This window comes from Gaoshiqia sp. US2 (assembly GCF_059705485.1).
On sequence record NZ_AP048550.1, the window covers coordinates 4,092,076 to 4,107,228 of the forward strand.

Genomic DNA, 15,153 nt, shown 5'->3' on the forward strand with positions numbered 1-15,153 from the left:
GGAAACCAAGAAAATACTGACTCGCCGATGGTTAGATACGGTTCCGGGCAAATTATTGTTTATGTGGGTCAGGTGTGGAAATACTATTTTTCCTTTTTTACAGAAACCAGGACAGGCTGAGGCAGTAAACCGGCAGCTCTCCGGTTGGAGTAATTCATCATGAACAAAGAGGAAGCAATTACCAGCATGCCTGAAACAGATACCCAATCCGGTTTTTCATCGGGAAGGATAAGCCAGCTCAACACAGCCCCGGATACAGGTATCAGGAACTTCCAGGTATTGAGTTCGGATACTTTTACATGAGGACGTTGGAGCAGGGTAAACCAAATGCCAAAAGCTGCCGCCGAAAGGAAACTCAACCAGCCCAATGCTATAAAATATTCAGCAGAAACAGTTTTCAACCCATAACCTTCGATGGGAACAGAAATCATCGTCAGCACAATACCGCCAATCAATAAAGAAGAAGAGCTAAGCACCACCGGCGAAATTCCGTCAGGTTTTTTTGCCACCAAAACATTGGCAAATCCCGATGTCAAATTATTCATTAAAAGTAAAACCACTCCCAACAAACTAATCTGCAACCCCGAGGACAACTCGCTTCCTCCGATACTAATAATAGCCACCCCGGCCACTCCGAATAAAATACTGAGCGTTTTCAGCCCGTCCATTTTATCGTTAGAAAAGCTGAAATGAGAAACCACCGAAATAAACAAGGGAGACGAACCAATGATCATCGCAGAAACCGATGCCGGCAACAAATTGATTCCCGCGTAAAAAAGCATGTACTGAATAACCGTCTGCAAACCCGATATCAATGCAATAAAACGCCAGTTCAGCCGAACTTCGTTCCAATAATTCCGCCTATTATTGAAATAAAAAATAAGCATCAAGCCCGAAATAATAAACCGTACCCCTGCAAACTGAAAAGGCGAATGGTATTTTAGCCCGATTTTTACGCCAACAAAGGCCGACGACCAGAGCAAACAGGCGATAATCGCCAGGAATACCGTATTTGAAAAACATCTTTTTAGGGCTGACATGCCACAAAGTTGATAATTTATCCTGAATTAAGTTGCAAACAGCGGTTCTTAAACAAGTGGCATAATAATTTGTTGACAAAAAAAAGGGCGTCTATTCCCGAGTTTGACAGTTGATTTTTACAACTTGCTGTATTCTAACGGCAAACAATGTGCAAAATGAGTTTGTGCCACTACATTTTTTACGGGATTCATTGCCTAATATCAATTTCTGTTTTGACCTGGGTAACCAAACGAACAGGTCCCAATAGCCCTGATGGTAAAAGCTCTTTGTTTTTCAGATGAGACCACTGCCATGTAACAAAAGTTTTGCGGTGTGGGGAAGGTCTGGGCGTATCGTTAACAACCCAGTCCGGTATTTTAGACAATCCCAATCCGGGGGCTGTAGAACCCGTATTGGCAGTCCACTCGCAATCATCGGGATATTGCTGGTCGCCAACCAAACGGTTGACCCAGAGATTGGTAACCAGGATCCCGATCCTGTTTATTCCCGGGTGAAGCGAATTTGTTATGTCTGTTAAATATGGCGGTTTCCAAAACACCCCCTGGGATTGACCGTTTACAAAAACTTCGGCAATGACCTGCACATCGCCCAAATCGAGAAGGTTTCTGTAACCGTCCGACAGGATTTCCGATGGAACTTCTATTTGAGTTTGATAGGTAGCCGTACCGGAAAAGTATTTCACCCCCGGATCAGTATGCTCTGTCCAGGAAATAAGGCCCGGCAATTTAATTTGTTCCGGTGCGCCCCACCCCGGGGGGAATGAAACCTGCCAGGGCCCGTTCAAACCGATTGGCGCGGGCAGGGTTGGAACATTTACTGTCCGGGAGTTTCCATGGTCAAATTTTACAACATATTTGCCGGCTTCCCCACTTTGCAGGAAGAACCGGTTCTTTTCCCTGCTTAGCCGTACATTAGCCGGTTTGTTATCCTGTTCAACCGATAGGATACCGGGTTCGTCCTGAAGTGGCTTTCTGAATACGACAAAAACCGAACCCGAATGTTCCAACCTTAAGGTTACAACCACTCGGTCATCAGGTGTAGCTCTAAACCCGGATGCAACTTCAATCCTTCCGGTTTCAGGATCCCACAGTTCCGGCATTTTATTTCCAATCCTAAAAGTTGCTTCTACAATTTTGGGCTGATCATGCTGGTTGGATACAAAAAACAAATCAGTTTCTCCTTCTTTACGGTGGATATATTCAATTCCGTTACCGGTATCCGGGATTGAACCGGAACTACCTTCACGGATGACCCGGTAAGAAAAATCAGGCAACAGGTTTGCCATGCCGAATATAGAATTCAGGGGTTCATTCCAGTAAATTTTACCTTTGCCATAACTGTTCATGGTTACAGCTTGCCCGTCACAATCGCCCCACAGCCGGTCTGCTATCGTCTTCAGGGTTGTTTCTGAATCTTTTCCACCTTCTAGTCCGGGAATATGCAAAGGTTTTGGACCGACAACAGTGGCACCAGCAGCTACAAGATTTTCGATGACATGCAATACTTCCGGACGCATGTGCAGCCGGGGAGGTAAAACCAGTATCCGGTAGCCCATACCGTTGGGAAGCACGAGCTTGCCGTCTTGCACCTCAATCTGCCTGAGAATTTCCCGGTTACCATAATCAAAGTCAAAACCATCCGGTAAAGAAGGTTGAAGTTCCTCACGGACAACAGGGGCCTGCGGCGCATCCTCGCCCGCGTAATAAAGCACATCGGCGACAAATTGCCCTTGACGAAGCATATACTGGCAACGGGACAAATAATCTGTCCATCCTTTTATGTAGGGCCACCATGTGTTACGCCTGTCGAAATGTGAGCCGTAAGCGCCCAGGCCTAAACCGGGGGCTTTTTCGTATGGGTCATGGGCAAAAACGTGCAAGTCAAACTGATTGATCCCCAAGCAAAAAAAATGATCGCCCTGAGCTTTTAATTTTCCGGGGTATTCTTCAAAAATTCGTCCCGGTGTTCCGGTAAAAGCTTCTGAACCTACTTTTGTCCTTCCGTAAGTGTGAGCTGCAGATGAAGCAAGTTTAGCCTTGGCGTTGGCATCAGGATTATTATTAAACGTCCACCATTCGTTCATGGGGATACCGGCAATACCGGCAACGGTAAAATCGTCGGTATTCCCAAAATTCCCATACGGTTCAACCGAAAGTGACAATCCGTTTTCGCGGCACAGTTCGGCAAAACGTCCATAGTAGTTTTGTGCAACCATATCGCTGATAGTCTTTCTAAAATCCCAGAGAAACTTTTCAGCCGTTTCCAGGCTGCCAACCACGCGTCCTGTTAATGCGGGCAAATACTTCAGCAGGTTATATCCCCGTTGTTCCTGAAAATCCTTTTCAAATGATGCCGTCCAGTTCTGGTGCCCCACCTCGTAACTGTCAATGAGAATGTGTTTCAATACTTGTTTTGCCTGAATACTATTTCCTTCTTCAATAATTTTTGAAATGGATTTCTCCCAGTAAAAATCAATAGCCACAGATGACATTTTATCGACCTCCAACCCCCTGCCTTCCGGTGGTGCAGGATGGTTTTGCCTGCCGGTTGGCTGATACCCCAGGCGCAACAGCGTCCAATCCCCTTCCGGAACGTTCCACCTCAAACGCCCCTGTTCATCCAGTTTTGATGTCAGGTCAATTATTTGAGACGGATCAATTATGTCTGAAACCGGAACATTCCGGTAATCCGGTGAATACTTTTTCATTTTTTCAAACCCCGCTTTTGCCCACCAGTTTTCAATCCGAAAAGGGGCATCTGCTTTTTCGCTTTTGGGTGTGGGGAATGCCAGCAGCGCAATATCCCGGTAATAACCACGGACCTTTTCCCTTGGGACGTAATACCTTTTGTTGATTTCGGGGTCGCGTTTCATATCCCTTTCAATCCCCAACGCCGGTAAAGGTATATCGAGTGTTCCATCAAATACAGACGGTCCCGATAGTTGTTTTTCCGTCCACACTACTTCCTGCATGGCCTTATCCGGTGTTACCCACGGTCCGCCACTGGATGACCATCCGGCACCATTGTGAACCCCCATTTCAAGTCCCAGGCGTTCCGCTTCTTTTTTCGTGTGTTTCAATAAATCCCACCATTCCCGGCTCATATATTTTACCGGTCCGGGAGGAGTGCCTTCGGAAGTGTTGAAAAGTGTGAACCCGCCAAAACCGGCCTGTTTCATCGCCTCAAGGTCACGGGTAATTGCCTCTGCGGAGATATGGCCATTTATCCAATGCCACCAGATTCGCGGTTTTGCCGGGTTTAGCGGCGCTTTGAAGCCTTGTTCCAACCATCCGGTACCATCAAAGTTTTCATTGCTTGAAACAACTTCTTTTTTACTTGAACAGCCGGTATTACTACCTGCAAGAAATAAAATAATAAGTAAGACCGGAACCCAAGGGAAACGCCCAACGGGATTTTTTCTAATACACCAATTATCAATCATTGTTTAAATCAGTTTTAATTTTTTCATGCAGTTCTCTGGTTTGTTTATTGGAATTCATTTCAGATTGTTCCCCATACTTTTTGAAATACGCTTTCAACTGTTCGCTGTCTTCCAGCATGCCGTAATCCCCGGTTTTTTTGATCCAGTCATCCAACACCATTCGCATTTCTGCCAGTTTATCCCGATAATCCGTATCATTGACCAGGTTATGCATCTCGTAGGGATCGTTGCGCAAATCGTATAATTCTTCCTCAGGAAGCGGTTCCACCAAAGCTTTCTGCCAGGGGTTGAGTTTGTTTTGCGCATCGAGGACATTAATAACATGATAAATGGGGTAATGAGCTTTTGTATGGGCAGTAGAAGCTTCATTTACAGAGAAATCATGGTTAAAATTTTTAATGTATTTAAATGCTGTGTCCCGAACGGCCCTGCTTTTATAGAAAATTTCCCCTATTCTATCCGATGCGGCAAAAATGTATTGGCGTGGTTGCTCTTTTAGATTTCCCCAGAAAACCTCACCCTCCATATAATCGGGTTTCCTGATACCGGCCATTGCCAGACTGGTTGCAGAAATATCAATGGCACTGACAAGCTGGTCAACGATACCTCCCGGTTTATATTCTTCCGGCATCTCGACTCCTTCCGGGATATAAACGAGCATGGGGATCTTAATGCCGCTATCATATAGCCAGCATTTTGCCCTGGGCATTGGCCTTCCATGGTCTGAAAAGAAAAAAACAATAGTGTTTTTGTCCAGATCAAGTTTTTTTAATGTATCCAACACCTGCGCAACTTGATTGTCCAGGGTCTCAATACTCCGATAATAATTGGCCCAATCTTCCTTTGTTGGTGCAACATCCGGATAGTAGGGAGGAACATCTATCTTATCGGAATCTACATGAATCGACTGATCTGTAACAAAAGGCCTATGGGTTTTAAACAAACATAATTCCGCGAAAAAAGGCTTGTCCTGGTTAACCAGGTCGTCCCAATGGCGAAAATCCAGTTGACTGGAAACATCATGTTTAAATGACCAGTGGGTTTTTCCTATACCTGGTTTATCTGCAATATTCCCAGCCAGGTAACCATTGGCCCTGAAAATATCATTGAGCGTTTGTATTCCCTCAGGAAGGGGATTTACCAAACTATCCGGGTACAGCATGTGGTGCGCGTTAATGGAAGTTTGATGCATACCGGTGATTAAAGCGGTACGACTGGGGGCACAAACGGCAGCCGTTGTATAAACATTGGTAAATTTAGTTCCATTTTCCGCGAGCTTGTCAATTGTTGGCGTGTGTGCTACCTGATTTCCATAGCATCCCAAATCGAGAGATAAATCCTCCGCGATTATCCAAAGGATATTGGGTTTTTTTGCCGGTTCACTGCATGAAAACAGGGAAACTGACAAAAAAAGGCTCATACACGATGCATTTAAATTTTTCATGATTTTCTTTTAAATAAGCGATTCGTTAAAACTTGTTGTGCCCTCCTGGATATGTCCACTTTTGATCGGTTCGTAGATTTCCCGGGCGTTGCTGTGTGTAGCATGTACCACAGCCATAAGGATAAAAATTAATAACTTTTTCAGAATAGGTGTATTTATTTGGTCAATAAACTTACTGCATTTACTGCGGAACAATTACATTCCTCGTATTTTGTTGGTCAATTTGTATTTGATCCCTGGTGCAATCGGATCCTTTACCAACGATGGTATTGCCACTGATTACAAAATCCTGTGCCGAAACCAGCAAGATATCGGCATTCATAGTACATTGAAACCTGTTTTTTTTGATCAGTACCCGGCGGGGTCCCAAATCAGGAGAGGATTGGTCTCCAAATTTCTGAAATCTCATTGTAACAGGTGGAGTGGAAGGCCGTTGGAAACTACAATCGCGAAATTCGTTATCGTGGATAATAATGTCGGAACAATACAAACCGTTAGGCCAATAAGGTTCATTCATAAAAATAACACCGCTGCTTGATGTCCCTTCATAGAAGTTGCCTTCCACCACACCTCGTCTCGCCCTGAAAACCGTCCCATACCTCCGGATGTTTCGGATGGAATTGTTCCTGATCATAAAGTCGCCTGACGATTTGCTCCGGTTCCAAATTTGGGTAACGCGTTGAATATCTTTAGTGGTAATTCGCGAAATCCAGCCCGGTCTGCGGGCAGTGTGGATGTCTTCGTTATGTTGTTTTTTCTCTCCGGTTGTGGCAATCCCATCAGGAACATCTTTTGCGAATAGCACCAGCCAGACGTCTCCTTCCTTCTGAACAGAGGAAACACTACCTTCGAAAAGTATCTTTCCTTCATCCGGATTAAAAAACGAAACCTGGTTTCCAGGTTCAAGCCCCATATGCAAATCGTTTAAAAGTAAAGCGTTTTTCTTTCCCCCTGGATGAACCTGATAAACCGTTGCAGGCCGGGCATACAATGCAATACCGTCATCACCGATAGCCTGGATGCTGCACGCTTCGACCCACGGCCCCACCTCTAACCCACGGCAGTGAATCCCATCCGCATTGCCCGAAAACCAGTTCCCTTCGGCGATCTTCCACTGGCAATGCAAAATATTTAGGATTGACCCTCCATAGGACGCATAATGAAAGGCACTTGCGCCGTAGCTGGTAATATCGGTATAAGTTATGTTTTGGCAATCGTTGGACTGGGCCAGCGCTTTGCCGTTATTACGCATGAGATGAACAAACCGGTCGCCGGGTGCAAAGTCTTTTATTAACGTTCGAGGGGCCTGTATCAACTTTAATATCCAGGTACCGTCGGGGCCGGCAGAATAGGATTCAAATTGAAAAAAACTACTGGCTCCACTCTTAAGACGACCGTTAATTTCAGTATCCAATAACGACATAAAATGAATCCCCTGTTGAACATAGGGCTCATCGTAACCGGGAAAGCCCTGTTCCAGTTTAACCGTAACTGTTCCATCTTCCTTATTCACAGCAAGCACCCTTCCCTGAAGAAAGGTCTTCTCTCCGGGAAAATCGACTTCAAAACCCGTGATGACCATACTGTCCACATTCGTTAACTGCGAAAGGCCTCCATTGTACCTTAAAGAATGTATCATCGAGCCATTCCCGTCAATGATCATGTTCCCGGTGTTGCTAAGAGTAATAAGGGCAGTGTTTGGTTTATCAAACTTATAAGTACCTTTGGGAAACACAACCCGCACAGACTTACCTGTAGCGGTGATAGCTTTGGCTTGGGAAAGAGCCTGCTGTACTACATCAAAATGATCCTCTGCTCCTGGATTGTAATTAACATGTACTTCCTCATCGCAGGGAGTAATTGCGAAATAACCGGTTGACGACCATTCCGTTGGTTTGGAGTTAGCCGGAAGGGCGCGTACCCGCCAAAAATAATTGCCAGGTTCTAAAGGACGGTCGTGAATATAACGGTTGAGCCCGATACTGTCCCTGTCAACCACATTTTGGAAGTTTTTATCCCTCGCGATTTCAATTTCATAGTACACCGGTTCTGAAACAGACTGAAATGCCTGACGGTGTGCAGTCCAGGTAAAGTGGGGAAAGGGATAAAAACTTTTACTTTCCGCAACCGGAGTCAAAAGTTGTTGCCGGCCGGAAAGGGAAAGTAAGGGGTGTTTATTTGCTTGGTCTGAAGAAACGCTGTAAAACTGAACAAGGTCATTATGCCCGGTAGGAGCTACCCTTATTGTAAAAGTGTCAACATTTCCCCGGGTTACCAACTCGTTGTAATAATCAGTGATATCAAGTTCGATATATGGATCTGAAGAAGAAACTTCTGTATTCCCCAATTGCTTAAGACTTGCCGGATTGGGTCGCGTATCCCATGTTAATCCTTCGGTAAGGTTGCCCTTGCCTGCTGAAAAAGCTATGGTGGCCGGGTCGTTGCTCAGAACTTTCATTACATACAATCTTAAAACAACAGATTCGACTGTCGTGGTATCGGTAATCCTAAAGGCCAGATAGCCTTCTCCGCGAAAGTTTGTAGCCATTCTCAAATAAATAAGCGATTCGTTAAAACTTGTCGTGCCCTCCTGGATATATCCGCTTTTGATCGGTTCGTAGACTTCCCGGGCGTTGCTGTATGTAGTATGTACCACAGTCAAAAGGACAAAAATTAATAACTTTTTCATAATAGGTGTATTTATTTGGTCAATTCGTATTTGATCCCTGGTGCAATCGCGTCCTTTACCAACGATGATATTGCCACTGATTACAATAAAATTTTTCATTTTTCCTATTATTTTCTGGTTCATTTTAATATGGTAGGTTTTGCAACAAGTTTTTCGTTGTGATTCGTTAAGACCTCCACACGATATTCTATTTCAGGAATTCCCCCGTTTAATGGGATACTTAATTCAAAGGGATAAGATGTATCGGTAAACTCTTCCCATTCATCCGTTCCCTTTGTTTTAAAATGAAAGGTGGCCTGCCGGATCTCATCCTGTGAGGCCTCCAGCCAGATATAAGCATGATTCAGGGATGGGCCCATAGAAATGATCATTCCCGTTACCTTGCCAAACGGGGTTTGTTTTTCAGCAAAACCCTGTTCAAAATGGTTTTGCTGCTTTCCCTGATATAATTTCTGCCGGAACCCGGGGACGATTTTGAGCCCCTTGATCCGCAGGGCAGTTATGCCTTTCGCTGAAATATCAACGTTTATCCGTCCGTCCTGCATTTGAACGCCGGGTACTGGTTTATTGTCTTTCCATACATCTGCTTCATACGTTTTCCCCTTTTCCCATGGCACGACAAGCGGATCGATGAAAATGTTCAGGGAAGAAGCATCCCCCGATTGATTAAGAAAAGCCAGGTACAGATTATCATTTCCATAACCGGCTACGTAATTGGCTTGTATGTTATCCGTGGTAAGCAAACCGGAAGGCAACCACACCCGGACATCGTTATCCCCATAAAATTTACCGGGCTGATCACCATAAACCTTACTCTGCAAATAGGCATACCCCTGTGCATAATGGTTTGGAAAAAAAATATTGTTTTCCGACCGCACAATGGCATCGGTAATCAAAAAATCCATTGTTAACGCGATCTGTGGCCAAATATGGTTATAATAAAATGTATTATAAGTAGCCTCATTCAATGGGCGCAAGGGATAATCAGCCCGCTGTACAATGTTTGTATACTCGCCGTAAAAACAATATCCCGGGTAATTTGAATACCTGCCTACGATAGCTGCACGGGCAATATCCCTGAAGAAGGTGTCCTTCGTGTAACCATACAGCCTGAGCATCCAGGCGGCATGGTTTGCCAGGAACACATCGCGGTTGACGGTAAAGGTGTTGGACGCTTCCGGCATAAGCCCAACAGGGGATACCTGCCATGCCGGAATCGTTTGCTCAGGCGCAATCATTGGTTGTGTATTTTTGAACAACCGGTTCTGGTGGGCATAAGCGCCCACTTTATTCCCCTCATTGACAATTATTTTATTGTTAGTTATGGGAAACTGCAGCCAAATAAAATTGGTATAAAGTTTGGCGCCTTCCGTTGCTGCCTCGAGATACTTTTTCTCTCCTGTTGTCTCATACAATTCCAGCAGTTCGATCCATTTTGGGGCAAAGTCGGTCCAGAATTGCCCGCCCAGGCCATTCCCTATCCGGGCATCGCTAAAATCTTCCTGTGGCTGGTCTATCCGCAGAGAAACATATTCATTGGCCCCTTTTTTTGCTTTTTCCATGAATTCCGTATTACCCGACATGCGGTAAAGCGCCAATGCACTTTGCCAGCTTCCGCCTTTACTGACCATTCCCAGGTTCAACACGCGGGGTTTATCAAACAAATCTTCAGCATAATGTTTAAAAACCGGGCAATTGTGATGCGAAATTTCATACAGCGCTGCCAGTTCCGAAACTTCTGTCGCAGGCCCTCTCAATAAATGTGACGGACTTTGATGGGTATCCACAGGTTTGGATGTGGTAAAGAGGTATTTTTCCCTCGACATCAAATATTCGATGGTGGGCAGCGCCCGTCTCTTATACACCTGCCCGTCATCGGTAACAATTGCTATGGATAAGGGGTGTAAAGCGGAGACTGTTTTTACCGTATTTTTCACATCGGTAGCATAATCCGGCGCTTTCAGGCCCGCATTCCATCCCGAATAATCATCATTCATGGCAAAATCGATCATGTTTTCGATCGTCTTGTTCATTGAAACACTGATGTTTTCCCTGTAATCGTGGAAGTTAAAGAGTTGCGTAGCCAGGTACCTGTAGGCATCATAGCAATCGCCGGTTCCCACATATAAGCGGGCTTTAAACGAAAACGACTCTCCTTTTTTCATTCCGGAATCCTGTTGCCCTAACACCGGGGCGAACAAAATGGGTTGAGCTTCTCCCCGTGGATTCCTGACAGTTACGCCAAACCTGCTGTTTTTGTGGGTTACAAACCGAAACGGGATTTCCGAAGGATCGGCTATAACGCTCCATGTTTGGCCTTTTTTCTGGACAAAAGCAGCAGGTAACGTGCATGCATATTCAGGGGATAAATAAGAAGCCGATGGAAATCTTTTTTCCTGCCAGATCAAGGGCTGCCAAATGGCATCCAGGTCCTGTTCAGTTACTGTAGGGGCTCCCGCGTATCCAACAGAATACCAACCGGCTTTCCCGGCTTGAAAATGAAACTTAAGAACCGGCAGTTCTTTTCCCTCCGGTAATTCCAATGTGGCGTTTAAAACAAACCCTTCACTGGATTCAAATGTCCATTTTATCCGGTTTTCCACGGTAGTTACCCCGGAAGCCTCCTTTACGAACAAAGTGTCGGCTGCCAGAAAATAGTCGGTCACCCTTTCATTTTTGTGGTTTTTCCATGCAGCCATTTCATATTCCAGCGCACTGAAATGGGTAATATGGATACCGGGGTCATTTTTTCGGTACAACACATAAAAAGAGGGCTTAAAAATAGCCGACACGTTGGAGTTTTTAAGCCTGATTTGAACAGCTTTGTCTTTTTGCAGGAAGATTTGGTACCTGTCATTCTCAAGGGTATTTGCTTTGGGAAGCGTGCTGCCCCCTCGTACAAATAGATGTGGCAAAAATATCAGGCAACCTATAAAAACAAGTGTTTTTCTCATTAATATGTATTACTTTTTAATAATTGTGCTTTTATGACCTTTTTATTATCAAAGCCTTTCCGGAATACGAATTTAATCTTCCATGAAAACCTTTTTTACAGCTTCCAGGTAACCGTAACCGTACATTGTGCAGGGCATCAGGTAACTGGTCTCGGTCCATTCGTTCCAACTGTTGACGGTAATCAAAGGCGCCTGATCGGGGTGAGCATCCACGAATCCCTTTGCCATCCGTAAGGCCTTTTCAAAATTTTCCGGCGTATTGTTTTTTACTATATTCACCCGGGCACCATATATTCGGGGACTGGAATCCCAACCAACAGATACATGCGGATAATATTTTGCAGAATAACTCCCCGAAATCGCGCTCCAGTCTTTGGCGACATCGTTTAAAATCTCGTTATAGTCCCTTTTAACATCGGTAAAATGTACAAACTGGTAATGGGTAAGTGAATTGAACCCTACTTTTTCAACCACCTCCTTTTGTGTCCCGATGTTATCTCCCGGCACAACAGTCATGCTCCTGTTTGTTTCTCTCCTCATGGAAAGCTGGAGTTCAAGACCTTTGAAACCAGCTTTCACAGTTTGTTTACGGAACCAGTTAAGGGCTTCTTTGGTCTGCTCCACCCCACCCAGCCCCAGGATGAGTTTATTCATATCATAGATCATTAAAACCGGTTTGCCATCAATTTTATAATATGACGGATGCGTGAAATATTTATCGATCCAGCGTAAGGCAACCTTTTCAAATTCCTGCCTGTTGATATCCCCCCGCCAAACGAGAGCCTTGTTTTTATGATCAAAAGCATCATCTGCATTACGCTTGTCCCACCCAAGGTTGACGTCGTGGTTGGCCCACATCAGGTAAAATTTCACCCGGTCATTGTTTCTTGCTTTCAGATAGCCTTCGTTCAAATGGCCTTCCAGGAAAGGCATGCCATCGTACCAGTACCAGTCAAAAATAAACACGTTCACCCCATGGTCGGCTGCTGCATTGATTTCCATCTCTGAGACATATGGGTCGGCTTCATTAATGTATCCCCACAACGGGTAACGGGGTTGCTCGTGCCCTTCGAATTTGGCTTTGTTGCTGATCACTGTTTGCCACTCGCCAACCCCATCCGGCCAAAAGATTTTTGCACGGTCATCAGGGTGATAAGACGGCCAGACAAATGCAGCCACATCATATTTCTTTTCCCGGGAATTTTTTGTTGTTTGGGCAACAAGAAATCCGGTCATGCATACAAACGTTATTGTAAATAGAAAAATTCTTTTATTCATAATATTCATTCCTTATTGTTTATTAAATTTAACCTTTGCCGTTTTTATAGATAAATTTTGACGGGATTGTTATTCATTCCTTTTTTGATCCGCCCATTTTCCGTGCATGGCGCAATATGGTGGCCTTCTCCCCACTCGTTCCAATTATCCAATAATAGCATCCTGCTGCCAAGTTGATTTTGCGGAACCTTGAATAAATTATTCATCAAATCCGCTTCATTGGCAACCCTCCCTTTCCAAAGCGTGGTTTTCCCGTATGCCGGAAGTTCAACCCGGTGTTTGGTTACACCTTCAGTATGAATACCATCGGGTAATTTTAATTTCACCGAGAGCCTGACCCGAACTGCTGCCGGTTTGCTGACCGTTGCCAGTACCACAAAAGGACGCCCCGCTCGGGTCATGGGCTGATCCCCCAAAAATTCAACTATTTTTGGGGGATCGGTAATTTCATTCCCATCCTGGCCGCAACCTTGAATTGTAAAAAATAATATCATCAACCCGGTAGTTAAAAAAATTATTTTAAATACTTTCATGATTACAGGCATAAGTTGTTTTTCAATGGAATTTTTTACATTAAACCCGGGCGATTCTGTCAATCCTATTTCAGTAAATCTTTTACGGCTTTAATCCTGGAATCATCAGTTCCACCTTCCGGAGACAACGTGGGACATATCCAACCGCCCTCATCAAATTCGTTCCAAGCGTAAATAATGGCTGTCCTGGCAGGAGCATGATCGGGGTGTTCATTGATCCACTGGATAGCCTCGGTCAGATGTCCGGCAATCTCTTGTGGAGTCGCCTGTTGAACCCACATATTTTCAAACTTTTCATAATCCGGCTCCCAGGGTACAGGATTGTCAAATCTGGGCCGTTTGTCCCAGCCGGTCGTTACCGTAGGCACCAAATTGATTTGCGGGGCCCCTGCATCTGCATAACTTTGCCATTGGCTTTTTTCAGCGCTGGCCAGTGCGGCATAAGATATCCCGTCCGTTCCCGATCTTGCATAACGGCTGACTGCATCAGCGCCCACTTCCCTGGCCGCGATAACAGCGTCATCTGCCGGAAATTTCATGATCACAATGTAAGGGCTCGGGAGGCCGGCATTTTTTGTTTCTTCTTTTAATTGGTTGACCTCCTCAACGCTGGGTGTACGGAAAAAATAAACCAACGGTCTTTCATTCATCACTTTCTGGTAATTTGGCTCTTTGAACCGCTCAATCAACACCTGCAAATTTTCACCGAAACTGGGTGTGCGAAAGTGACCTTCGATTATTGCACACCAGCTAACCTGATCCTTAAGGGAACTGGATAAATACAGCTCTCTGGCGAGAGATAACGGCCCTGTTGGATAATAAACAAACGCCCAGTAGTCGATCCCCGCCTCTTTGGCAAACTGTATCTCCTGATCTACAACATCCCGGGTAGCGCCGTCAATCTTCACGGATATTCCTTCGTGGTTGACTTTGACTTTCACATTGTCGATGTAAAGATCTGAGATGAGGCTCCCATTGGTAGCAAACCTGAGTAAACCAATGGATTCTGTGGCATTCCTGAAAGGTGTAGTTGTTTTAAGTATCCCATCCACATAAATGTCAACAGTACCTGCCCCGGGATCGGCCTCGATTTTAACGGCATACCAGGCATCGTCGGCGATGGTTTCAATAGCCTGGAATGAAGCATCGGGGGCAATATAAATCAGTTCTTTGATGCCTGCCTTTACCCTGGTACGGATATCAACCGCTACCTGGCCCGCTGAGTTGACCAGCACGGCTTGAGACCACCTGCCTGCCACGGTTTCTTTCCAGTCCCATTCAACTATGGTTTTTCCCGTTTGGGGGGAAAAGGTGTAGCTCATCTTCGGAGCATCAGATGCGGATTCATCGTGGAGGTGGACACTCTTGTCGTTTGCGCCGGGCACCTCCACTACCGAAACACTGGTGCCATCCGGCTCGGAAACGACCCAACCCGCGGGATCCGAACCGGTAGTCTCTGTATTGAAGCCCTGGTCGAGAAAGATATCCTCGTAAGGCGAACCCGGTTCAAGAATTTTTGAATAGAAAGGGAGCCGGAAATGGTACTTTTCCGGTGACAACGAACGTTCCACCGCTAACCCTTCACTACTCCGGCTACTCACCCAGGCATCCCATCTAATCGCTCCAATCAATACAGATTGGTCCCCCTGATGCCCGTTTTCAATTTCGTTTTCTATATTATCCTGCTCACCCCAGTTTTTACACCCGGTGGTTAACAGGAACCATGTCATTAAAATGAACGATATTGAACTTATAGTTTTCATGATTTGATA

Annotated in this window: 8 protein-coding genes; all 8 read right to left on the reverse strand. The window is 45.1% G+C overall.

Annotation, left to right across the window (positions count from 1 at the left end; translation table 11 throughout):
• Positions 1-83 precede the first annotated feature (83 nt).
• Entirely contained in the window at positions 84-1,040 is a 957-nt protein-coding gene (locus tag AC6H3C_RS16295) for a DMT family transporter (RefSeq protein WP_497516472.1), read from the reverse strand.
• 188 nt (positions 1,041-1,228) lie between these two features.
• A complete protein-coding gene (locus tag AC6H3C_RS16300; protein ID WP_497516473.1) occupies positions 1,229-4,483 on the reverse strand; it encodes a glycosyl hydrolase in 3,255 nt (1,084 codons plus the stop codon).
• The gene (locus AC6H3C_RS16305) at positions 4,476-5,927 is read right to left on the reverse strand and encodes a sulfatase-like hydrolase/transferase (RefSeq protein ID WP_497516474.1); all 1,452 of its coding nucleotides are present in this window, start codon (positions 5,925-5,927) and stop codon (positions 4,476-4,478) included. The genes AC6H3C_RS16300 and AC6H3C_RS16305 overlap by 8 nt, the downstream gene beginning before the upstream one ends.
• Before the next feature lie 181 nt (positions 5,928-6,108).
• Positions 6,109-8,616: a CBM96 family carbohydrate-binding protein gene (locus AC6H3C_RS16310; RefSeq protein WP_497516475.1), complete on the reverse strand. Its 2,508-nt coding sequence runs from the start codon at positions 8,614-8,616 to the stop codon at positions 6,109-6,111.
• Between the two features lie 119 nt (positions 8,617-8,735).
• A complete protein-coding gene (locus AC6H3C_RS16315; protein WP_497516476.1) occupies positions 8,736-11,570 on the reverse strand; it encodes a hypothetical protein in 2,835 nt (944 codons plus the stop codon).
• Between the two features lie 72 nt (positions 11,571-11,642).
• The gene (locus AC6H3C_RS16320; protein WP_497516477.1) at positions 11,643-12,806 is read right to left on the reverse strand and encodes a glycosyltransferase WbsX family protein; all 1,164 of its coding nucleotides are present in this window, start codon (positions 12,804-12,806) and stop codon (positions 11,643-11,645) included.
• An 86-nt stretch (positions 12,807-12,892) separates the two neighbouring features.
• The gene (locus tag AC6H3C_RS16325) at positions 12,893-13,342 is read right to left on the reverse strand and encodes a hypothetical protein (protein ID WP_497516478.1); all 450 of its coding nucleotides are present in this window, start codon (positions 13,340-13,342) and stop codon (positions 12,893-12,895) included.
• Between the two features lie 104 nt (positions 13,343-13,446).
• The gene (locus AC6H3C_RS16330) at positions 13,447-15,144 is read right to left on the reverse strand and encodes a glycoside hydrolase family 99-like domain-containing protein (RefSeq protein WP_497516479.1); all 1,698 of its coding nucleotides are present in this window, start codon (positions 15,142-15,144) and stop codon (positions 13,447-13,449) included.
• Positions 15,145-15,153 lie beyond the last annotated feature (9 nt).